Origin of the sequence: Nonomuraea sp. NPDC005730 (assembly GCF_040630865.1) — a bacterium.
Taxonomy (GTDB): Bacteria; Actinomycetota; Actinomycetes; order Streptosporangiales; family Streptosporangiaceae; genus Nonomuraea.
Window position 1 is genome coordinate 245,440 of the sequence record NZ_JBEXYK010000005.1, and the last position, 21,198, is coordinate 266,637.

The window sequence follows — 21,198 nt, forward strand, 5'->3', positions numbered from 1 at the left end:
GGGACATTCCCAGCCCCGAACGAGGGGCACGCGCCGTTATACGCTTCCATTACTCACGTCGGGGGTTTGGTTTCTCCTGCCACCGCAATCCCCGCTACACTGCGTCGTGGCTTGAGGACAGAGAGTGAGACATTATGAGTCATCTCGACCGCCTGCGGGCCGTCTTCCGCACGGCGCTCAACCTGCCGGCCGACGCACACGTCGACCGCCTCGAATACCGCGGCATCCCCCAGTGGGACTCCCTGGCCCACATGGCGTTGATCGCGGCGATGGAGGACGAGTTCTCCATCATGATCGACACCGACGACATGATCGACATGAGCTCGTTCGCCAAGGCGGGCGAGCTGCTGGAGAAGCATGGAATCGGCGCAGCCGCGGTCTGAGGCCCGCGTCGCCCTGGTCACGGGGTCGACGAGGGGCATCGGCCGCGCCATCGCCACCACCCTGGCCGCCACGGGCCACACCGTCGTCCTCCACGGCCGCGACGCCGAGCGGGCCGAGAAGGCCGCCTCCGAGGTGGCCGCGGCGACCGGCGGCCAGACGTGGTCCGTCCACGGCGACGTGGCCGACCGGGCCGCGGTCGCCGGCCACATGCGCGAGATCACCCGGCGCCACGGGCGGCTCGACGCCCTGGTGGTCAACGCCGGCGTCTACGCCTCCGGCCCGCTGGCCATGACCCGCGCCGAAACCCTCGACGAGCTCTACCGCACCAACGCCCTGGCCCCGGCCCACACGCTGCAACTGGCGTTCCGGCTGCTGCTGCGCGGGCAGGGCCCCGCCGTCGTGCTGGTCTCCTCGCTCATGGGCCGCGCGGGCGGCGCCAACCAGGCGGCCTACTCCGCGACCAAGGCGTCCGTCATCGGGCTCACGCTGGCCGCCGCCAGGGAGATGGGCCCGGCGGGCATCAGGGTCAACGCCGTGGCCCCCGGCTACGTCGAGACCGACATGCTGAAGACGCTGCGGCCCGACGACCGCGAGACGGCGATCTCGGCGACCCCGCTGCGGCGGCTCGGCCGGCCCGACGACGTCGCCCAGGCGGTGGCGTTCCTGCTCTCGCCCGGCGCGTCGTACATCACCGGCCAGGTGCTCGGGGTCGACGGCGGGCTGGTGTCGTGATGTTCCCATCCCGGCAGGCCGGGCTCGTCGTCGCCGGCGACTCGGAGGGGCTGGCCGGCGACGAGCTGGCCCGGCGCGTCGCCCGCGTGGCCGAGGCCCTGTCCCGGCTGCGGCCGGGGCCGCTGTTCTGCGGCATGCGCAACAACCTGGCGTCCGTGCTGCGCTATCTCGCCGCCTGGCAGACCGGCAGGCCGATCGCGCTGCTCGACCCCGACCTGTCGGCCGCGGCCCTGGCCGACCTGGTGAGCCGGTTCCGGCCGGCGGCGCTGGTGGGGTTCACCCACGCGCCCGACGGGCCGCCGGGCGCCCGCGACCAGGCCCCCGACCCGCATCCCGACCTGGCCGTGCTCCTGGCCACCTCGGGCTCGACGGGCAACCCCAAGCTGGTGCGGCTGTCCCGGGAGGCGGTCTCGGCCAATGCCGCGGCCATCGCCTCGGCGCTGTCGATCATGCCCGGCGAGATCGCGCCCACGAGCCTGCCGCTGCACTACAGCTACGGCCTGTCGGTGCTCAACAGCCACCTCCACGCGGGGGCCACGGTCGTGCTGACCGAGGCCGGGCTGCTCGAACGGTCCTTCTGGACCCACCTCGACGAGCACAAGTGCACCTCGCTCGCGGCCGTGCCCTACCAGTACGAGATGCTGCGCAGGCTCCGCTTCGACCGCGCCGAGCATCCCACGATCCGCACGCTCACCCAGGCCGGCGGCCGGCTCAGCCCCGAGCTGGTGTCCCTGTTCGCCGCCCAGGCCGACCGCTTCTTCGTCATGTACGGGCAGACGGAGGCCACGGCCCGCATCACCGTCCTGCCGCCCGACCGGCTCGCCGACAAGCCGGGCTCGGCCGGGCAGGCCGTCCCCGGCGGGCGGCTGACGATCGACGGCGGCGAGGTCGTCTACCACGGGCCCAACGTGATGATGGGCTACGCCGAGACCGCCGCCGACCTGGCCAGGCCCGACGACCTGGGCGGCGTGCTGCGCACCGGCGACCTCGGCCGGCTCGACGACGAGGGGTTCCTCTACGTCACCGGGCGGCTCAGGCGCATCGCCAAGATCTTCGGCGTACGGGTCAACCTCGACGACGTCGAGGTCCTGCTGCGCGACACCGTGCCGGTCGCGGCGACCAGCGGCGACGACCGGGTCACGGTGTGGGCCGAGGGGCTCGACGCGGCCGGGTGCCGCAACCTGGCCCGCCGGCTGGGCGCCGAGCTGCGGCTCCACTGGAGCGGCTTCGACGTGCGCGCCGTCGAACGGCTGCCACTGCTGCCCACCGGCAAGATCGACTACCGGGCGCTGGAGTCGGCCGCGGAGGCCGGGCGGTGAGCGTGTTCACGCTCGACGCGGCCGCGCGGGAGGAGGTGCTGGCCGGGGAGCTGGCGGCGCTGACCGAGCGGCACCGGCGGGCGTGCCCGCCCTACCGGCGGATACTCGACGCGATCGGCGCCCACCCGCCCTACGAGCGGGTGGCCGACCTGCCGTGGTTGCCGGTGCGGCTGTTCAAGACCCACGAGCTGCGCAGCGTCCCGTCCGAGGCGGTGTTCCGGGTCCTGACCTCCAGCGGCACCACCGGGCAGCGGCCGAGCCGGGTCTACCTCGACCGGGAGGCGGCCGCCGCGCAGCCGCGCATGCTGGCCGCGACCCTGCGGGCGGTGCTGGGCGAGCGGCGGCTGCCGATGCTGATCGTCGACGGCCGCTCGGTCGTCCGCGGCCCGGCCCTGAGCGCCCGGGGGGCCGGGGTGCTCGGGATGATGAACTTCGGCAGAGACCACACCTTCGTTCTCGACGAGCAGGGCGAGGTCGACGCGGCGGCCGTCGAGGCGTTCCTGGCCCGCCACGGCGGGGAGCCGTTCCTGGTCTTCGGGTTCACGTTCATGGTCTGGCTCTACCTGCTCGGCCTGGGGGCCGACCTGTCCCAGGGGGTGTTGATCCACTCGGGCGGCTGGAAGCGGCTGGCCGAGCAGGCGGTCGACAACGACGCCTTCCGCCGGCGGCTGGCGTCCGAGTGCGGGCTGACCAAGGTCCACAACTTCTACGGCATGGTCGAGCAGATCGGCACGGTCTTCCTGGAGGGCCCCGACGGCGACGGGCTCTACTGCCCCGACTTCGCCGACGTCGTCATCCGCGATCCCGGCACCTGGCGGGAGGTCCCGCCCGGCGAGCCGGGGCTGATCGAGGTGGTCAGCACCCTGCCCACCTCCTATCCCGGCCACGCGCTGCTGACCGAAGACCTCGGCATGGTGCACGGCGTCGACGACGGCCACTGGCCGGGCAAGCGGTTCACCGTGCTGGGCAGGCTGCCGCGGGCCGAGGCGCGCGGTTGCAGCGACACGTTCGGGCAGGGCGGCTGATGACCGATCGATCGATCACCACCCGGATCCCGCGGGTGGGCGACGCGGGTGGGGTCGTGGTGCGCTTTCCGCCCGGCGGCTCGCCCGTCCCCGTCGAGGAGCTGGTCGCGCAGGTGCGGCAGGGTGCGCCCCTTGAGGTGGGCGACGAGCGGATGCGCGCGTTCCTGGCGGCGTTCGGCAAGCGGCTGCTGCGGCCCGCGCTGGCCCGCCGCCATCCCGAGCTGGGCTCGCTGGGGTTCTTCCTGCGGCCCAGCGAGCTGGCCCGCACCCTCGAAGAGCTGCGCACCCCGCACGTACGCGTGCCGCGCGGCCTGGTCTTCCATCTCCCTCCGGCCAACGTCGACACCGTCTTCGTCTACTCCTGGGCCCTGTCGGCCCTGATGGGCAACCGCAACGTCGTCCGCCTGTCGCCGCGCGCGGGGGCGGTCGCCGCGGTCGTCATCGACACGCTCAGGGAGGCGCTGGCCGACGCCGATCCGGTGGTGACGGCCACGCAGCGCATCGTCTCCTACGACCGGCGTGCCGAGGCGGTCACCGCCGCCCTGTCGGCGTCCTGCGACCTGCGGGTGATCTGGGGCGGCGACGACACCGTACGCGAGGTGCGCCGCCACCCGCTCGCGCCGCACGCCCGCGACCTGACCTTCCCCGACCGCTCGTCGTTCGCGGTGGTGAACGCGGCGGCCTGGCTGTGCGCGCCGCGCGCGGCCAGGGTGGCGGCGGCCGAGGGGTTCGTCAACGACAGCTACTGGTTCGACCAGGCCGCCTGCTCCTCGCCCCGCACCGTGTTCTGGGTGGGGGCCGACGGCGACTGCGAGGCGGCCCGGGGCGACTTCACCGAGCAGGTGTCGCGGGTGCTGGCCGGGCGCGGGTGGGACGTCGACGCGGCGATGGCCGTGGAGAAGCGGGTCTCGGTCTACGGGCTGGCCGCCGACGGGCTGGTGGACCTGATCGAGTTCCGGGGCAACGCGCTGGCCAACGTGACGCTGGCGGCGGCGGCCGCCATGCCGCGGCGGTGGCTGGGCGCGGGCACGTTCGCGCACGCGCGGGTGCGGACCCTGGCGGAGCTGATCCCGATGGTCGAGCGCAAGGACCAGACGTTGACCCACTTCGGCTTCTCGCTGGGCGAGCTGGAGGAGCTGGCCCGGGGGCTGGCCGGGCGCGGGGTCGATCGCATGGTGCCGGTGGGCAGCGCGTTGAGCTTCCACCGGGTGTGGGACGGCGTCGACCTGCCGGGCGAGTTCACGCGACTGGTGACCGTGGTCAGATGAGCCCCCATCGGACGAACCGGCCGCGCACGGGGCCGGAGCACCGATGACGACCGTTCCTCCGCAGGCTGCCGAGGGTCCGCCGACGGCCATCGTGCCGTCGGACGATGAACCACCCGTGATGTCCGGGGCTGCCTCGAAGGTGTCTCGCCGGGGCGGGTGCGGGGCTCGGAGGCAGGAGGGGGTGGCGGTGGGATGACGGCTGTGGTGGCGGAGGCCGCGGTCAGGGAGCGGCGGGCACCGGGGTGGCCGCGGCGGCTGCTCGCGGGGTGGCTGCCGGCCGGGGTGGTGCTGGCCGGGACGGCCTGGGTGTTGTCGTGGTGCGGGGTTCCGGCAGGCGATCTGGTGGCCTTCGCCGCGTACGTCGTGCTCGGGGTGGCGCTGCCGGGGACGTTGCTCTGGCGGGCCCTCACCGGCGGCGGCCGGTCGTTCGCCGAGGACGTGGCCGCCGGGCTGGCCCTCGGGTACGCGGTCGAGGTCCTGGTCTACATCCCCGCCCGCGCGGCCGGCCTGCCGCTGCTCGTCCTGGGCTGGCCGGTCACCGCCGTCGCGGCGTTCCTCGCGGTGCCGCGGTTGCGGCGTCACTGGCGGGGCCGGGCCGAACGCGAACGTATGCCCTGGTGGTGCGCCTGGTCGCTGGCCGGGGTCGCCGGCTACCTGCTGGCCTTCTGCGCCCGGTCGCTCTACCGCGTGCCGATCACCGAAGCGTACGTCGACATGCCCTACCACCTGGCGCTGCTCGGCGAGGTCAGGAACCACGTGCCGCCCACGGTGCCGTCGGTGCTGGGCGAGCGGCTGTCCTACCACTGGTTCGTCTACGCCGAGATGGCGGCCACGAGCTGGGTCACCGGGATCGAGCCGGTGACGCTGGTCTACCGGCTGGCCACGTTGCCGATGACGTTCGCGATGGTCGTGCTCGTGGCGGTGCTCGGGCGGCGGCTCGGCGGGCGGTGGGGGGCGGGGGTGGCGGCGGTCGGCGTCACGTACTTCCTGTTCGCCCCGGTGTTGCAGGAGGGCGTGGTGTTCACCTCGCGGTCGATGTTCACCGCGTGGGCCAGCCCGACGCAGACGTTCGGCGCGTTGTTGTTCGCGCCCGTGGTGCTGGTGCTCACCGCCATGCGGCCGAGGGGGTGGGCGGCGGTGGCCGTGCTGCTGCTGGCGCTGACGGGGGCGAAGGCGACGTTCCTGCCGTTGCTGCTGGCCGGGCTGGTGTTCGTGCTGGTCGTGCGGTTGCCGGTGGACCGGCGGCTGCGGTGGGAGTGGGTGGTGCCGGCGGCGATCACGTTCGGCTGCCTGCTGATCGCGCAGTTCGTGGTGTTCGGGCGGGGGGCGCAGGGCACGGTGGTGGCGCCGTTCGCCACGATGCGCACGTTGTGGGGGGTGGTGGCGGACGTGCAGCCGCCCGCGCTGGCCGCCGAGCCGTGGGGGCCGGTGCTGGTGTTCGCCGGTGTGCACCTGTTCTGCCTGTTCTGCGTGTGGGGCGGCGTGGCGGCGCTCAAGGCCCGGCTGCTGGACCCGGCGGTGCTGCTGCCGGTCGGCGTCGGGCTGGCGGGCATCGGCGCGATCATGGTGCTCGGCCATCCCTCCGACGCGCAGCTCTACTTCCTGGAGGGGGTGCGGCCGTACCTGTCGGTGGCCGCGGTGTGCGGGGTGGTGGCGGCCGTGGAGCGGCGGCGGGTGCCGTGGGCGGTGGTCGCGGGCCTGGCCGGGGCGGGGGCGGCGGTGGCCGTCGTGGCCTCGCGGCTGGTGCCGCCGGGTGCGGCGCTGGTGCGGGTGCTGGTCCCGTACCTGGTGCTCGCGGGGGTGGCGGTGGTGGTGCTGGCGTTGCGGCGGAGGGGGTTCTCGCTGGCGGTGGTGGCGCTGCTGGCGGGGTACGCCGTGCCGACCTCGCTGCGGGAGGCGGTCGTGCACATCGCGCCCGAGCCGTGGGAGCGCGAGCGGCTGATCCCGGCCGGGGCGCTGGAGGCCGGACGGTGGCTGCGCGACCATTCCGCGCCCGGCGACGTGGTGGCCACCGACCTCCACTGCCGCAACCCGGCGCCCCGCCGTACGTGCGACAGCAGGCACTTCTGGGTCTCGGGGTTCACCGAGCGCCGGGTGCTGGTCGAGGGCTGGGCGTACGCCGAGAGCACGCTGTCGCGCGCCGAGATGTTCGTGACCCCCTACCTCCAGGTGCCGTTCGCCGACCAGGCCAGGCTGGCGGACAACGACGCGGCCTTCCGCGAGCCGTCGGCCGCGAACGTCCGCAGGCTCCGGAGGAAATACGGCGTCAAATGGCTGTTCACCGGCAATGATCCGGCGTTGGAGACATACGCCGAACTGCGCTTCCGCAACGCCGACGTCTCCGTGTACGAGCTCACGACCAGGTAAAGCTTGTCCCCGTTCATGGAATGGTGAGGAGAAACGGCACGCGCCCCGCTGGACGCCCCCAGCACCATTTCCGTGAACCTACCGCCGCAAGCGATCAGGAATTCTATGGACACGCGTGCCGCCATGGACCCGAGCCCCAACGTCCTGGACACTTCGGCCGGCCTGGCGACCGTCGACATCGTCATCCCCGTGCTCAACGAGGAGCGGGCGCTGCCGGGCTGCGTGCGCACGCTGGCCGCGTTCCTGGAGGACAGGTTCCCGCTGCCGTGGCGCATCACGGTCGTGGACAACGGCAGCACCGACGAGACGTGGACCATCGCCACCCGGCTGGCCGCCGAGCACGACCGGGTGCACGCCCGCCGGCTCGACATCCGGGGCCGCGGAGCCGCGCTCAAGGCGGCCTGGCGGGAGAGCCCGGCCGACATCGTCGCGTACATGGACGTCGATCTGTCCACCGACCTCGGCGCGCTGTTCCCGCTGGTCGCGGCGGTGGCGAGCGGGCATTCGGAGATCGCCATCGGCACCCGGCTCGCGCACAGCGCCCGCACCCTGCGCTCGATCCGCCGCGAGGTGGTCTCGCGCAGCTACAACGCGCTGCTCAGGTACGGGTTCGGGGTCAGGTTCAGCGACGCCCAGTGCGGGTTCAAGGCGGCCAGGACCGACGTGGTCCGGCCGCTCATGGACAAGATCGAGGACGACGCCTGGTTCTTCGACACCGAGCTGCTGCTGCTGGCCGAGCACAACGGCCTGCGCGTGCACGAGGTGCCGGTCGACTGGATCGAGGACACCGACTCGCGCGTCCGCGTGGTCAGGACGGCGATCGACGACCTTAAGGGCCTGGCCAGGGTCGCCTGGTCGATGTCGACGGGCCGGGCCGACGTCGAGGTGACGCGTTCGGAGCTGCGGCCCACGCATCCCGACGCGGTGGTCGCCCGGCCGAGGGCGGTGACGCTGGCGAAGTTCGCCTCGTTCGCCGCGATCGGCGTGTTCTCCGTCCTGCTGTACGCGCTCATCTACCTGCCGTTGCGCGGTGTCTGGGCGCCCGCCCCGGCCAATTTGGGCGCGCTCGTGCTCACCGGGTTCGTCAACACCGAGGCGAACCGGCGCTGGACGTTCAACCGGCTGGGCGGACGGCGTACCGCGATGCACTTCCGGGCGGCGCTGCTCTTCCTGGCGAACTACCTCCTGACCACCTCCGCCGTGCTCGGCCTGCGCAGCGTGTCGCCGGGGGCCGGGCGGCTGATGGAGATGAGCGCGGTGGTCGCCACGTACGGACTGCTCACCCTGATCCGCTTCACCGCTCTGGACCGCTGGGTCTTCTCCCGTACAAGGAACCAACCACATGGAAACCACTGAGATCCGCCGGCTGCTCGACCTAGAGGACACCCACTGGTGGTACCGGGAGCGCCGGGCGATCCTGCGCAGGGAGCTGCGCGAGCTGGGCCGTCCCGGGCGGGCGCTCGACGTCGGCGCGGCCGGCGGCGGGAACACCCGGGTGCTGGTCGAGGCGGGCTGGGACGCCACCGCGACCGACTACTGCGAGACGGCGGTCGAGGTCGCCAGGGAACGCGGGCTCAAGGCCGTGCACGCCGACGCGCGGGCGCTGCCGTTCGAGTCGTCGAGCATGGACCTGGTGACCGCGTTCGACGTGCTCGAACACATCCACGAGGACCATCTCGTCACCGAGGAGATCGCCCGGGTGCTGGCGCCCGGCGGGCACGCGCTGATCGCCGTCCCGTGCGACATGGCGCTGTGGTCGGCGCACGACGACGCCGTGGGCCACGTACGCCGCTACGGCCGCGACACGCTGACCGTCGTGGTGGAGAAGGCCGGGCTGAAGGTGGACCGGCTGTGGAGCTGGAACGTGCTGCTGCGTCCGCTGGTGGCCCGGCACCGGCGGCGGTCGAGGGGCAGCGACCTGCAGCGGACGCCCGCGGTGGTGAACGCGGGCCTGTCGATGGTGGTGCGCGCCGAGCGCTATCTCCCGGTCAGGTCGCTGAAGGGCGTGACGCTGTTCCTGCGGGCCAGGCTGGGTAGGTGACGGGTCCCGAACCACATGGGGGGAAGGCCGGGGTCAGGTCTCAAGTCGATGTCCGGTGACGCGGACGGGCCCGGATGGTTCTAGGCTGTCGCGTGTGGTGATTCACGCCCTCCTCGCGGCCACCCTGGCCCTGACCGCCACGCCCGCGGCCGCCGCCCCGAAGATCGACTGTGCCCGGCTCAAGTGCCTGGCGCTGACCTTCGACGACGGCCCGAGCGAGCACACGGCGACGCTGCTCAAGGCACTCAAGAAGGAGGGGGCCAAGGCCACCTTCTTCCTCGTCGGCAAGCAGGTCGAGCGGCGCCCGGCGCTGGCCCGGCAGCAGGCCGCGGAGGGGCACGCGATCGGCGACCACACCTATTCCCACCCCTCGCTGCCGACGCTGGGCGACAACGCCATCATCGAAGAGCTGCGCACCACCCAGGCACTCATCGAGGACGCCACGGGCCAGCGGCCGAAGATGTACCGCCCGCCCTACGGGCACACCGACGAACGCGTGCTGCGGATGGCCGACCAGCAGAATCTGGCCGAGATCCTGTGGACGGGCACCACGCTCGACTGGAAGCTGCGCGACGCCAAGAAGATCAAGGCGACCGTGCTGAAGCTGGCCAAGCGCGACGGCGTCATCCTCATGCACGACACGGTCCCGCAGACCGTCAAGGCGATGCCCGAGATCCTCAAGGAGCTCAGGAAGCAGGGCTACACCCTCGTCACGGTCCCGACGCTGCTGCGCGGCAAGGGGCCCGACTCCGGAGTGAGCTACTTCTGAGCACGTCTCCCTCCTGAGTGCCGGAACCATGGAGAGTGTCAGCCCCACCGCCGCACGTCCCAGGCCTTGGGCCGCCCTCGTCACCTTCCTGATCATTCAGGCGGTGCTCGCCTGCTGGTGGGCGGCCTTCTACCCCGGGCTGTTCAGCCGCGACTCGGTGCTCTATCTCAGCCACACGATCGTCGGGCCGTGGGTGAGCGATCATTCGGTGGCCTACGACGCGTTGTTGTGGCTGAGCTTCACCAAGACGGGTGACCTCGGGGCGGTCTCGTTCGCGCAGACCACGGCGATGGCGGGGGCGCTGACGTACCTGGCGCGGTCGCTCGTGGCGCTGGGGGCGCCGCGGTGGGCCACGACGCTGGTCGCGGTGCTGGCGCCGGTGACGCCGACGGTGGGGGCGTTCACGGTCACGCTGTGGAAGGACGTGCCGTTCACGATCTGCGCGATCATGATCGCGGGGGTCTGCGCGCGCATGGCCGCGCGGCGGCGGGTCTCCCTGGCCGGGCTCGGCGTGCTGATGACGCTGCTCGGGCTCTTTCGCGCGAACGGCTTCCTGGTGGTGGGCATCGCCGTCGCCGTCCTGCTGGTGGTCGTCGCCACGCGGCGGGTACGGCTCGCGCTCGTCGGCACGGTGGCGGCCGCCGTTCCGCTGCTGCTCACGAACCTGTTGTTCCCGCGGTTCGGCATCACGCCGCCGTCCAGCACGTACGTCTACCACACGGCCTTCGCCGACGTGGCGGTGGCGTTCAGGGAGCGTCCCGAGCTGTTCACCGAGCAGGACAAGGCGCTGATGACCTCGGTCGCGCCGCTCAGCAGGTGGTGGGAGGGCGGCACCTGCGCCACGGTCAACCTGCTGATCTGGCGTCGCGACTTCAGCTGGCCGGCCGCCGACGCGCACGCGGGCGAGCTGCTCGGCCTGTGGGAACGGTTGCTGGCCGACGATCCCGGGATGATCGTCGGCACCCGCCTGTGCCGGGGAGCGATCGCGTGGAGCCCGGTCCAGGACCCGTACGTGGTCGGCGGGATGACGTACCGGTTCTCGCGGCGGCCCAGCGCCGACACGTACGTGGGGCCCGGCAAGGTGCCGGACTTCGCCGGTCGGGGGGTGTTCTCGCTCCGGCCGTTGTCGGCCGAGCTGAACCAGGTGGCCGAGCCGTGGCTGACGGAGGCGCTGCTCCCGCAGTGGGACTGGGTGTTCTGGCGGGGGGCCTCGTGGGCCTACCTGTCGTACGCGGCGGTGGCGCTGGGGGCGCTGGCCCTGCGCAACCGCTATGTGGCAGGGGTGGCGGCGGTCGTGGCCGGGCAGCAGCTCGCCGTGCTGGCCAACATCTCGGCCCAGGACTTCCGGTACATGGCCGCGCCGATCTTCGTCGGGCTGCTGCTGGTGCCGCTGCTCGTGGCGAGCGTCGGGCGGCTGCTGCTCGCCGCGGCCCGGTCGGCACGCCGCGCGCTGTGCCGACCGGCCCCGCCCGCCGCCGAAGGCGACTAGGCCAGGCAGCTAGGCCAGGCGGCTAGGCCAGCCCCTGGCCGTCGGGCAGCCGGGTACGGCCCGGCAGCCGCACCACGGTGACGAAGAACTCGTCGATCTGCCGGATGACGGCCATGAACTGCTCAAGGTCGACCGGCTTGGTCACGTACGCGTTGGCGAACAGCTTGTAGCTGCGCAGGATGTCCTCCTCGGCCGAGGAGGTGGTCAGGACGACGACCGGGATCGCCCGCAGCTCCGGATCGCCCTTGATCTTCTCCAGCACCTGCCGCCCGTCGTACTTGGGCAGGTTGAGGTCGAGCAGGACGAGGTCGGGCCGCGGCGCGCCCACGTGCGCCCCGCGCTGGTAGATGAAGTCGAGCGCCTCCAGGCCGTCGCGGACGACGTGGAGGTTGTTGCGGATCTTGTTGTCCTCGAACGCCTCGCGAGTGATGAGCTCGTCACCGGGATCGTCCTCCACCAGGAGCACTTCGATGGGCTGGACGGTCATGCGGTTGCTCCTTCGTCGGTGACGGCGGGCAGGGTGAAGCTGATCCGGGCTCCCTCGGTGTGGCCGGTGTCGAGCCAGATCGTACCGCCGTGGTTCTCCACGATCTTCTTGCACATCGCCAGGCCGATGCCGGTGCCGCTGTAGGCCTCCCGGCTGTGCAGGCGCTGGAAGATGATGAAGATCTTATCGGCGAACTCGGCCTCCACGCCGATGCCGTTGTCGGTGACCGAGAACAGCCACTCGTTCTCCCGCTGCTCGCAGGTGATCCGGATGCGGGGGGCGCGGTCGGGGGCGCGGAACTTCAGCGCGTTGCCGACCAGGTTCTGCCAGAGCATGCCCAGCATGGTGGGGTCGCCGATCACGTTGGGCAGCGGGTCGGGCCGCTCGATCTCGGCGCCGGTCTCCTCGATCACCGCCGACAGGTCCACCAGCGCCTTGTCGAGCGACTCCTCGAGCTCCACCGGCTTGCGGTCGTCGTACAGGCGGCCGACGCGGGAGAAGGTGAGCAGGTCGTTGATCAGGACCTGCATGCGGGTGGCGCCGTCGACGGCGAAGTGGATGTACTGGACGCCGCGCTCGTCGAGCACGTCGCCGTAGCGCTTCTGGAGGAGCTGGCAGAACGTGGCGATCTTGCGCAGCGGCTCCTGGAGGTCGTGGGAGGCGACGTAGGCGAACTGCTCCAGCTCGGCGTTCGACCGCCGCAGCTCCTCGGCCTGCGCGTCGAGGCCGGCCGCCTGCTCGCGCAGCAGGACGTGCTGCTTGCGGAACTCGTCGAGGGCGAAGACGATCTTCGTCCGCATCGACTCCACGTCGCGGGCGACCTCGCGGATGTCGGCCGGCCCGCTGGCGGGGATCGCCCGGTCGAAGTCGCCGGCGGCGATGTCGCGGGCGGCTTCGCGCAGCTCGTCGAGCGGACGCCCGATCGCCCGCCGCAGCAGCACCGCCATCGCGACGCCGGCCACCAGGAACAGGATCAGCATGACGACGAAGGCCAGGTTGCGCACCTGCTCGACCTGCCGCAGCTCCTCCTGGGCGCGCTGCCGGGCCTTGGCCAGCCGGTCGTCCTGCCGGTCGAGCAGCGTCCTGATCTGGTCGAAGGCGTGCTTGCCGCTCTCGATGCGGCTCGCGGAGATGACTCCGTCGGCCCGCTTGTCCGCGGTGAGCGGCTCGGCGTAGTCGCGCCGCCAGGTGTCGGCCGCGTCCCTGACCGCGTTCAGCTCGCCGACCAGCTCCGGACGGTCGCCGATGAGCGCGGCGATGCGTTCGCGGCTGCGCCGCTCGTCCGCCACGCCCGCCGTGTACGGCTGCAGGAAGACCTCGTTGCCGGTCAGCAGGAAACCGCGTACGCCGGTCTCCTGGTCGATCAGGGTGCTGCGCAACTGGGCGGCCTCGATCCTGGCCGGCGAGATGCGCAGGATGACCTGGTCGGACAGCCGCGCGGTGCGGTCGAGCATCACGGTGGCGACCACGACGCAGGTGACCACCAGGACCGACACGGCCGCGATCATCAGCACGAACCAGCCGTGGACGGTCAGCCGCCGCCAGCCCTGCTCGCCGCCACGCGTACGGGAAACCTTCTGCACGGCCTGCCTCTCCAGCACGGACGCCTGTTCGCTCACGATTCGTCTTTCCAGCGCAGGTGCACGACAGCGACGTCGTCGGTCGCCGCGTCGTGGACGGAGGCCGTCTCGACGTCGGCGAGGATCGCGTCGAGCAGTTCCTCGCTGCCCAGGCCCGTCCATCGGGAGGACAACTCCAGCAGGCCCTCCTCGCCCAGCCACCGCGGCGTGTCGCCCGGCAGCCGGCGCTCGAAGAGGCCGTCGGTGTAGAGCGTCACGCCGCCGCCCTCGGGCAGCTCCAGCAGGTCCTCCTCCCACTCGGCCTCGATGGGCAGGCCGAGCGCGGGCCCCTGCCGCGGGTCGGCGAGGACCACCGAGTCGGCCGCGTGCACCAGCAGGCCGGGATGCCCGGCGCGCCAGACGCGCATCGTGTGCCGGTCGGGCTCCAGGACGACCGTGGACATCGTGACGAAGATCTCCGAGCCGGCCCGCTCGGCCCGGAGAATACGTTCGAGCTGGCGCAGCAGCGGGACGCCGGTCATGCCGTTGAGCACCAGCGCCCGCCAGGCGATGCGCAGGCAGACGCCGAGCGCCGCCTCGTCCGGCCCGTGGCCGCAGACGTCGCCGATCACCGCGTGCACGACCTTGTCGTCGGTCTCGACGACGTCGAAGAAGTCGCCGCCGAGCGTGGCCGAGCCGCGGCTGGCCCGGTAGCGGGAGGCGACCTCCAGGGGCATCTCCTGCAACAGCGGCGTCGGCAGCAGGCCACGCTCCAGGCGGGCGTTCTCCTTGGCGCGCATACGTTCGGTGTGCAGCGCCACGGCCGCCTGCTCGGCCTGCTTGCGCTGCATGGCGTAGCGCAGCGTGCGGCCCAGCCATTCGGCCTCGACCCGGCCTTTGACCAGGTAGTCCTGGGCTCCGGCGGTCACCGCGGCGAGGCCCGCGCTCTCTTCGGCCAGGCCGGTCAGCACGACGACCGCGGCGTCCCCGGCCTCCTCCAGCACCGACGACAAGGCGGAGAACTCGTAGGAGTCCGGCAGGCCGAGGTCCAGCAGCACACACTGGGGACGCAGGCGGGCCAGCGCCCTGCGGGCCTCGTCCACCGAACGCGCCCACTCCAGCCGGACGGCAAGGCCGCTGTCCTCCAGCAGCTCCTGGACGATCAGCGCATCCTGCGGGTCGTCCTCCACGAGCAACACCAACGGCTGCCGGACATCCTCACTCGCATGGGCCATGTTGGCAATTGCACCCTTCGTCACCGGCACCGAGCTCTAACGAATCGACGCCTCAGGTGCCCCACTGCCCACTACGGCCAAGAAGTGGCCCAAACTCACGCACTTTTCCCAAGAAACTTTCCGGTATGCGTCCACAAGCTGAGCAATCGTAACGGGCCGGGGTCCAGCGGGTCTGGCGAATCGACCTCCTTCACCATAACCAACGCTCTGACCTGCATTAACCGCTCATGGCCGGACATGCGAACGGCCCGGAACCGTAAGCCGGTCCGGGCCGTTCGCACACGGCGTTATTCCCACTCGATGGTGCCCGGGGGCTTGCTCGTGACGTCGACCACCACCCGGTTGACCTCGCGCACCTCGTTGGTGATGCGGGTGGAGATGCGCGACAGGACGTCGTAGGGCACCCGCGCCCAGTCGGCCGTCATCGCGTCCTCGGACGTCACCGGCCGGAGCACGACCGGGTGGCCGTAGGTGCGGCCGTCACCCTGCACGCCCACCGAACGCACGTCGGCCAGCAGCACCACCGGGCACTGCCAGATCTGCCGGTCGAGGCCGGCGCGGGAGAGCTCTTCGCGGGCGATGGCGTCGGCCTCGCGCAGCAGCGCCAGGCGGTCGCGGGTGACCTCGCCGACGATGCGGATGCCGAGCCCGGGGCCGGGGAACGGCTGCCGCCAGACCATGGCGGGCGGCAGGCCCAGCTCTTCGCCGGCCCTGCGGACCTCGTCCTTGAACAGCGCGCGCAGCGGCTCGACCAGCTTGAACTGGAGGTCTTCCGGCAGCCCGCCGACGTTGTGGTGGGACTTGATGTTGGCGGTGCCCGTGCCGCCGCCGGACTCGACGACGTCGGGGTAGAGGGTGCCCTGGACCAGGAAGTCGACCGGGCCGTCGGCCATGATGGCGCGCTGCTCGTCCTCGAAGACGCGGATGAACTCGCGGCCGATGATCTTCCGCTTCTCCTCCGGGTCGGTGACGCCCTCCAGCGCCTTCAGGAAGCGGTCGGCGGCGTCGACGACGCGCAGCTTGACGCCCGTGACGGCCACGAAGTCGCGCTCGACCTGCTCGGCCTCACCCTTGCGCAGCAGGCCGTGGTCGACGAAGACGCAGGTCAGCCGGTCGCCGATGGCCCGCTGGACGATCGCCGCGGCCACCGCCGAGTCGACGCCGCCCGACAGCGCGCAGATGGCGCGGCCGTCGCCGACCTGCCGGCGCACGGCCTCGACGGAGTCTTCGACGATGTTGAGCATGGTCCACGACGGACGGCAGCCGGCCGCGTCGAGGAAGTGCTTGAGCACGGCCTGACCGTGCTCGGAGTGGAGCACCTCGGGATGGAACTGCACGCCGTAGAGGCCGCGCTCGGGGTGCTCGAAGGCGGCGACCGGCGTCTCGCTCGTGGAGGCGGTGACCGCGAAGCCCTCGGGGGCCGCGGCCACGCTGTCGCCGTGGGACATCCAGACGGTCTGCGCGGCGGGCAGCCCCTGGAAGATGACGCCCTCGTCGAGCACGTCCAGGGCGGTGCCGCCGTATTCGGCGACGCCCGTGCGGGCGACCTCGCCGCCCAGCGCCTGGGCCATGGCCTGGAAGCCGTAGCAGATGCCGAACGTGGGCACGCCGGTCGTGAACAGGCCGTGCGGCACGGGCGGCGCGCCTTCGGCGTAGACCGACGACGGGCCACCGGACAGGATGATCGCCTTCGGCTTCTTGGCCATCATCTCCTCGACGGACATCGACGACGGCACGATCTCGGAGTAGACGTGGCACTCGCGCACCCGCCTCGCGATGAGCTGCGCGTACTGTGCGCCGAAGTCGACCACCAGCACTGTGTCGAATTCAGACACCGTGAGAACCCCCCAAAGGCGAAATGCGGTGCCTTCATTGTATCGGCCTCGGGTATTACGCCTGGCCTCACACCGTCACTCGTGCTAACACAGAACGGTGGATCTTGTCTGGCCGGCCTCGGCGTGGGCCCTGTGGTTCGCCGCGCTGGCCGCCGCGTTCGGGTTGACGACGCGCCGGGCCGCCGCGCCCCCGGCGGCCCCTGCTCCCCCGGCGCCGCCCGCCGTCGTCGAGCTCTTACGCGGGCTGCGGGCCGGCGAGGTCTTCCACGCCACGGTCTTCGAGCTGGCCAGGCGCGGGTTCCTGGCGATCCGGGGCGACCGGCTCACGCTCTCCGCGACGGGCGAGGGGCAGGTGTGGCCGTACGAGCGATGGGTGCTCGACCGGGTGGCCGCGCGGATGGGCGGAGCGCCGCAGGCGCCGGTCGCCGCCCTGATGCCGGACAGCGGCGACCTCGACGCCGAGTTCGTGCCCCTGGTCCGGCAGAGCGCCATCGACCTCGGGCTGGCGCGGCGGCGCTGGCAGAGCATGCTCGTTCCGCTGCTGCTGGCCGCCGGGCTCGCCGTGCCCTGGTACGTCACCATCTCGCAGGCGGGCGTGTCGTGGCCCGGCTGGATCGCCACGGCGGGGGCGTTCGTGGCGGGGGCCGCGCTGCTGCTGGGCGGGCGCGGGTTCGTGCTGACGCCGCTCGGCCGCGAGGTCGCCGGGCCCGAGCCGGCTCCGGTGGACCCGCGGCAGGAGTGGATCTTCACCGGCGACGGGTGGCGCGGCGTCCTGGTCGAGCCCGCTCCTCGTGACGGCGGCGCGCCCAAGCGGCAGGAGGTCGAGGGGCGGGTGGTCAAGCGCTGGATCGTGACCGAGCACGGCGACGACCTGTCCTCCTCGCGCACCTGCTACCTGGCGGTGCACGACGGCACGTCGGAGCGGGCGCCGGCGTACCGGGCCAAGGAGCGTGTCTACCAGGACGTGCTGCCGGGCGACTTCGTCCGGCTGCTGGTCAATCCGCGGCGCGGGAGCGTGGTGAGCGTGCTGGCCCACGAGCGCCGCTGGTAGCACCGGGCAGCTCGCCGGCCAGCAGCAGCTCGGTCTGCCTGCGCAGCCGGTCGGCGAACTCGGGGTGGGTCAGCACGAGGAATCGTTCCTCGTGGATGGCCCGCACGACCAGCGCGGCGACCTCGGCGGGCTCGACGCCGCGCGCCATGGCCGCCCCGACGGCCTCGCGCGCGGCCGTCTCGTCGTCCGTCGGGGTGGTGACCAGGCCGGCCGGGCGGGACCGGGCCGAGTCGTCGATCCGCGTCCTGACCGCACCGGGGCACAGCGCGCTCACGCGGAGCTTGGAGCCCACGGCGGCGAGGTCCTGGGCCAGCGACTGCGAGGCGGCCAGCGCGGCGTACTTGGTGACCGCGTAGCCGCCCGCGCCCGGCCCGGCGAGCAGCCCGGCCACGGACACGGTGTTGACGACGTGCCCCTCGGTGTCCTGCCCCATCATGCGCGGCACGAACGCGCGCACGCCGTGCAGCACGCCCCACAGGTTCACGCCGAGCAGCCAGGCGAAGTCCTCGGCGGTCCTGGTCCACAGGCGGCCGCCCTGGTGGACGCCGGCGTTGTTGCAGAGCACGTGCACCGCGCCCAGCTCGCCGAAGCTCCGGTCGGCCAGGTGCTGCACGGCCGCCGCGTCCGAGACGTCGGTGACCTGCGTGAGCACCTCGCCCGGCCCGGCGGACGCCTTCCGCGCGAGCGCGGCCGTCTCGGCCAGCCCGCCGGGATCGACGTCGGCCAGCATCAACGCCATGCCCTCGGCGGCGAACCGGACGGCCAGGGCCCTGCCGATGCCGCTGGCCGCGCCCGTCACCACCGCGACCCTGCCGGACAGTTCACGCATCGCCTGAACCTCCCTAGCGCTCGCTCGGCTCCCCCGACGCTACAGGATCGCGCCGATCAGGCCCAGGGGCGGCGAGCCGAGGTCGAACAGCGCCTTGTGGAAACGCTGGAGCGTGAAGCCCGCTCCCCACTGCTCGCGCGCCTGCTCGCGCAGGTCGAGGATGAGCAGCTTGCCCCAGGTGTAGCGGCCGTACGTCGGGTCGAAGGAGGCGCGGCGGGCCTCCGACAGCGCGGCGGGACCGGCCAGGTGGGTGTCGGACTCGAAGCGCCGCGCGCCCTCCTCGACCGTCATCTGCCCGGTGTGCACGCCGATCGCGCAGGCCAGCCGGGTGACCCGGATCAGGGCCTCCACCCAGACGCCGATCTCGAAACGCGGGTCGTCGGGCGCGTAGCCCTCCTCGACGCACAGCTCCTCGGCGTAGTGGGCCCAGCCCTCGACGAAGGCCATCGACTGCAGCAGCCGCCGCACGTCGGAGGGGGCCCGGCGCAGCGCGCGGGCGTGCGAGAAGTGGCCGGGGGCCACCTCGTGCACGTTGATCGCGGGCAGCGTGGTGGCGCTGAAGACCTCCAGCCACTCCTCCTGGTCGCGCTCGCTCCAGGACGCGTCCGGCGGCGTGATGTGGTACCAGGACGGCCCCTCGGGCTCGCCCGGCGAGTTCCACGCCATCATGGCCATGGCCCAGCGGCGCGACTCCGGCGCCAGCCCGACCAGGCACTCGCCGTCGTGGTAGGGCACGAGGTCCTTCTCGCGGGTGAAGGCGATGGCCCGTTCGGTGCCGATCCTGGCCGCCTCGATCACGCCGTCGGCGTCGGGGTGGTCCTTGACCAGCTCGCGCACGACGTCGAGAGGCCGCTCGGAACGCCCGAGCTTGGCGCAGGACTCGGCGAGCAGCCCCATGAGCCGGTCGCGTTCGGCGTCGGCGCGCTCGGCCAGCCTGCCCAGGTCGACCGGCAGGCCCTCGGCGCTGCTCATCAGCTTGACCAGGGCCGCGCCGCCGAGCGCGGCGTCGGGGTCGCCCTCGGCGGCGGCGCGGGCCACGTGGGCCACGAGCCTGCCGTGTGCCTCGATCGCGGCCTCGTCGGTGATGCCCGCGGCCAGGCCCTTGACCGCGCCCAGCAGGGACGTGGCGACCGGGGCCGCGACCTGGTCGAGCGCGGCGATCGCGGCGTCCACCGCGGCCGGCCACTGCGCGAGGTGGGCGGCCCTGGCGGCGGTGCGCTCGGCCTCGGGGCCGTAGTCGCGGTCGTAGCAGGCCAGGTCGAGGTTGGACAGGTGGATCAGGGGGTTCTTGCGGTGCAGCTCCAGCTCGCCGAGCTGGGTGCGCATGGTCTCCTCGAAGATCTGCAGATGCTCGGCGTCGTGCGGGTCGGCCGGCGCGTCGCCCTTGCCCAGGCGCGCCAGACCGGCCTGTACGCCCGCGGGCGACAGGTCCTGGATCTGGCCGTCGTACTCGTGCCTGCCGCCCCCTTCGCGCGCCTCGGACACCATCAAATCGGTGATCGCGCGCAATCTGGGGTCAAGTTCCGTCATGCCGCCGACGCTAGCGCACACCCCTGATCTTGAGGACCCCGACGGAGCCGACCAGCGAGATCACGATGCCCACGACGAACAGCGCCGGGTAGCCGCCCGTCCCCACCACGACGGCGGCGAGGGCGGGCGCCAGGATCTGCGGCCCGGCGTTGGCGATGTTGATGACGCCCATGTCCTTGCCCGCGTCGCCGGGGTCCGGCAGCACCTTCGTCACCAGGGCCATGTCCACGGCCAGGTAGACGCCGAACGCGATGCCGTGCGCGACGTTGTAGACGATCATGCCCTCGAACGTCGGCATCGCCAGCGGGATGCCCAGGAACGCCGCCGAGGACAGCCCGGCGACGAGGGCGAACAGCCGGAAGCGGCCGAGACGGTCGGAGATCGGGCCGATCACGAGCACCGCGAGCAGCGTGGCGGCCTGGCCGATGAGCATCAGCAGGCCCATCGTGGCGACCACCTCGCCCTTGGGGATCTTGATGAAGTCCTCAAGGAGGAAGAGGTTGAAGGTGAAGATGACGAAATATCCGAGCATGACGCCGAAGCGCGACACGAAGGCCCAGGTGAAGTCCGGGGTCCTCAACGGCCGTACGAACCCGGCCAGGAACGCGCGCAGCCTGAACGGCTCGCGCGCCATCCCCACCGAGGACGTGTCCGGCGTCGCGACCACGACCAGCACCGCCGCGACCAGCAGCAGCGCCATCGCCACGTAGTACGCCCCGCCGGCGGCCAACTGCGGGAACATGATGAACATGATCGCCGCCGCGATCGTGGCCAGCGGCGTGCCGAGCCCGAACAGGCCGGAGTAGGTGCCGTACCGGCTCGGCGGGACCCGGTCGGGCAGGATCGCGGTCATGGCGGCCTGGTAGCCGTTCATGATGGTCTGCACGCCCGCCCAGCTGATGCCGAGCATGAGCACGCTGCCCGCGCCGGCCTGCGCGAACAGGGCGAGCACGCCGAGCAGGACGCAGCCGAGTATCCACGGCGAACGGCGGCCGAAGCGCGATCTGGTCCGGTCGGAGATCTGGCCGAAGACGGGGTTGGCGAGGGTGGCCATGAGCGGGCCGATCGAGTTGGCCAGGCCCAGCGCGGCCACGTCGTTGACGCCGGTGATGCGCTGCACGTGCACGGGCAGGACGAACGCGCCCACACTCAGCCACAGGAACATGACGGCGACGTTGGCCAGCGGAAGCGTCAGGTAGAGCGGCCCGGGGCGCCGGGTGTCCCTGAGCGCGCCGCTCAGAGTTTCAGCCATGGGGGGACCTTTCCGAGCGGTGATGA

General features: G+C 72.3%; 18 protein-coding genes. 11 read left to right on the forward strand and 7 right to left on the reverse strand.

Features of this window, described 5'->3' with window-relative positions:
* Nucleotides 1–134 precede the first annotated feature (134 nt).
* The 10 genes from ABZ444_RS10555 to ABZ444_RS10600 all read left to right on the forward strand — a co-directional run bounded on the left by ABZ444_RS10555 (nt 135) and on the right by ABZ444_RS10600 (nt 11,394).
* Nucleotides 135–383, forward strand: a complete 249-nt coding sequence (locus ABZ444_RS10555; protein WP_357982574.1) for an acyl carrier protein — start codon at nt 135–137, stop codon at nt 381–383.
* Nucleotides 358–1,116 carry an SDR family oxidoreductase gene (locus tag ABZ444_RS10560; RefSeq protein WP_357982577.1) on the forward strand — a complete coding sequence of 253 codons (759 nt, stop codon included), beginning with the start codon at nt 358–360 and terminating at the stop codon, nt 1,114–1,116. Before ABZ444_RS10555 ends, ABZ444_RS10560 begins: the two co-directional genes overlap by 26 nt.
* Nucleotides 1,116–2,435 (forward strand): AMP-binding protein, encoded by a 1,320-nt coding sequence (locus tag ABZ444_RS10565; protein ID WP_357994724.1) that lies wholly within the window; start codon nt 1,116–1,118, stop codon nt 2,433–2,435. The genes ABZ444_RS10560 and ABZ444_RS10565 overlap by 1 nt, the downstream gene beginning before the upstream one ends.
* Nucleotides 2,432–3,460, forward strand: a complete 1,029-nt coding sequence (locus ABZ444_RS10570) for an acyl-protein synthetase (protein ID WP_357994725.1) — start codon at nt 2,432–2,434, stop codon at nt 3,458–3,460. The genes ABZ444_RS10565 and ABZ444_RS10570 overlap by 4 nt, the downstream gene beginning before the upstream one ends.
* Entirely contained in the window at nt 3,460–4,728 is a 1,269-nt protein-coding gene (locus ABZ444_RS10575) for an acyl-CoA reductase (RefSeq protein ID WP_357994726.1), read from the forward strand. The genes ABZ444_RS10570 and ABZ444_RS10575 overlap by 1 nt, the downstream gene beginning before the upstream one ends.
* Nucleotides 4,729–4,920: 192 nt before the next feature.
* The gene (locus ABZ444_RS10580; protein WP_357994727.1) at nt 4,921–7,095 is read left to right on the forward strand and encodes a hypothetical protein; all 2,175 of its coding nucleotides are present in this window, start codon (nt 4,921–4,923) and stop codon (nt 7,093–7,095) included.
* A gap of 105 nt (nt 7,096–7,200) precedes the next feature.
* The gene (locus ABZ444_RS10585; protein ID WP_357994728.1) at nt 7,201–8,451 is read left to right on the forward strand and encodes a glycosyltransferase; all 1,251 of its coding nucleotides are present in this window, start codon (nt 7,201–7,203) and stop codon (nt 8,449–8,451) included.
* On the forward strand, nt 8,438–9,136 hold the full coding sequence (locus ABZ444_RS10590) for a class I SAM-dependent methyltransferase (protein ID WP_357982596.1): 699 nt from the start codon (nt 8,438–8,440) through the stop codon (nt 9,134–9,136). Before ABZ444_RS10585 ends, ABZ444_RS10590 begins: the two co-directional genes overlap by 14 nt.
* Nucleotides 9,137–9,230: 94 nt before the next feature.
* Nucleotides 9,231–9,905: a polysaccharide deacetylase family protein gene (locus tag ABZ444_RS10595; protein ID WP_357994729.1), complete on the forward strand. Its 675-nt coding sequence runs from the start codon at nt 9,231–9,233 to the stop codon at nt 9,903–9,905.
* A gap of 28 nt (nt 9,906–9,933) precedes the next feature.
* Entirely contained in the window at nt 9,934–11,394 is a 1,461-nt protein-coding gene (locus ABZ444_RS10600) for a hypothetical protein (protein WP_357994730.1), read from the forward strand.
* 22 nt (nt 11,395–11,416) lie between these two features.
* Here the strand turns inward: ABZ444_RS10600 and ABZ444_RS10605 are convergent, their stop codons facing one another.
* The 4 genes from ABZ444_RS10605 to guaA form a co-directional block, all read right to left on the reverse strand.
* The gene (locus ABZ444_RS10605) at nt 11,417–11,881 is read right to left on the reverse strand and encodes a response regulator (RefSeq protein WP_352318742.1); all 465 of its coding nucleotides are present in this window, start codon (nt 11,879–11,881) and stop codon (nt 11,417–11,419) included.
* Nucleotides 11,878–13,500: a CHASE3 domain-containing protein gene (locus ABZ444_RS10610; RefSeq protein ID WP_357994731.1), complete on the reverse strand. Its 1,623-nt coding sequence runs from the start codon at nt 13,498–13,500 to the stop codon at nt 11,878–11,880. Before ABZ444_RS10610 ends, ABZ444_RS10605 begins: the two co-directional genes overlap by 4 nt.
* A complete protein-coding gene (locus ABZ444_RS10615) occupies nt 13,497–14,675 on the reverse strand; it encodes a fused response regulator/phosphatase (protein ID WP_357994732.1) in 1,179 nt (392 codons plus the stop codon). Before ABZ444_RS10615 ends, ABZ444_RS10610 begins: the two co-directional genes overlap by 4 nt.
* Nucleotides 14,676–14,962: 287 nt before the next feature.
* Nucleotides 14,963–16,510 carry a glutamine-hydrolyzing GMP synthase gene (gene guaA / locus ABZ444_RS10620; protein ID WP_357994733.1) on the reverse strand — a complete coding sequence of 516 codons (1,548 nt, stop codon included), beginning with the start codon at nt 16,508–16,510 and terminating at the stop codon, nt 14,963–14,965.
* Nucleotides 16,511–16,607: 97 nt separating this feature from the next.
* Here guaA and ABZ444_RS10625 point away from each other — a divergent pair, with 97 nt between their 5' ends.
* Nucleotides 16,608–17,561, forward strand: coding sequence for a hypothetical protein (locus tag ABZ444_RS10625; RefSeq protein WP_357994734.1), 954 nt, complete (start codon nt 16,608–16,610; stop codon nt 17,559–17,561).
* On the opposite strand, the gene ABZ444_RS10630 is transcribed toward ABZ444_RS10625, so the two are convergent.
* The 3 genes from ABZ444_RS10630 to ABZ444_RS10640 are packed head-to-tail and all read right to left on the reverse strand — an operon-like array spanning nt 17,506 to nt 21,172.
* A complete protein-coding gene (locus ABZ444_RS10630) occupies nt 17,506–18,390 on the reverse strand; it encodes an SDR family NAD(P)-dependent oxidoreductase (RefSeq protein WP_357994735.1) in 885 nt (294 codons plus the stop codon). The genes ABZ444_RS10625 and ABZ444_RS10630 overlap by 56 nt on opposite strands.
* 39 nt (nt 18,391–18,429) lie before the next feature.
* The gene (locus ABZ444_RS10635) at nt 18,430–19,920 is read right to left on the reverse strand and encodes a DUF885 family protein (protein WP_357994736.1); all 1,491 of its coding nucleotides are present in this window, start codon (nt 19,918–19,920) and stop codon (nt 18,430–18,432) included.
* A 10-nt stretch (nt 19,921–19,930) separates the two neighbouring features.
* Nucleotides 19,931–21,172, reverse strand: a complete 1,242-nt coding sequence (locus ABZ444_RS10640) for an MFS transporter (RefSeq protein ID WP_357994737.1) — start codon at nt 21,170–21,172, stop codon at nt 19,931–19,933.
* Nucleotides 21,173–21,198 lie beyond the last annotated feature (26 nt).

Bases quoted from the DNA above. Each gene is read 5' to 3' on its own strand.
- ABZ444_RS10635 (WP_357994736.1), bottom strand. From the start codon at position 19,920: ATGACGGAACTTGACCCCAGATTGCGCGCGATCACCGATTTGATGGTG.
- ABZ444_RS10555 (WP_357982574.1), top strand. From the start codon at position 135: ATGAGTCATCTCGACCGCCTGCGGGCCGTCTTCCGCACGGCGCTCAAC.
- ABZ444_RS10600 (WP_357994730.1), top strand. From the start codon at position 9,934: ATGGAGAGTGTCAGCCCCACCGCCGCACGTCCCAGGCCTTGGGCCGCC.
- ABZ444_RS10640 (WP_357994737.1), bottom strand. From the start codon at position 21,172: ATGGCTGAAACTCTGAGCGGCGCGCTCAGGGACACCCGGCGCCCCGGG.
- ABZ444_RS10580 (WP_357994727.1), top strand. From the start codon at position 4,921: ATGACGGCTGTGGTGGCGGAGGCCGCGGTCAGGGAGCGGCGGGCACCG.
- ABZ444_RS10590 (WP_357982596.1), top strand. From the start codon at position 8,438: ATGGAAACCACTGAGATCCGCCGGCTGCTCGACCTAGAGGACACCCAC.
- ABZ444_RS10585 (WP_357994728.1), top strand. From the start codon at position 7,201: ATGGACACGCGTGCCGCCATGGACCCGAGCCCCAACGTCCTGGACACT.
- ABZ444_RS10575 (WP_357994726.1), top strand. From the start codon at position 3,460: ATGACCGATCGATCGATCACCACCCGGATCCCGCGGGTGGGCGACGCG.
- ABZ444_RS10630 (WP_357994735.1), bottom strand. From the start codon at position 18,390: ATGCGTGAACTGTCCGGCAGGGTCGCGGTGGTGACGGGCGCGGCCAGC.
- ABZ444_RS10605 (WP_352318742.1), bottom strand. From the start codon at position 11,881: ATGACCGTCCAGCCCATCGAAGTGCTCCTGGTGGAGGACGATCCCGGT.
- ABZ444_RS10565 (WP_357994724.1), top strand. From the start codon at position 1,116: ATGTTCCCATCCCGGCAGGCCGGGCTCGTCGTCGCCGGCGACTCGGAG.
- ABZ444_RS10615 (WP_357994732.1), bottom strand. From the start codon at position 14,675: ATGGCCCATGCGAGTGAGGATGTCCGGCAGCCGTTGGTGTTGCTCGTG.
- ABZ444_RS10560 (WP_357982577.1), top strand. From the start codon at position 358: ATGGAATCGGCGCAGCCGCGGTCTGAGGCCCGCGTCGCCCTGGTCACG.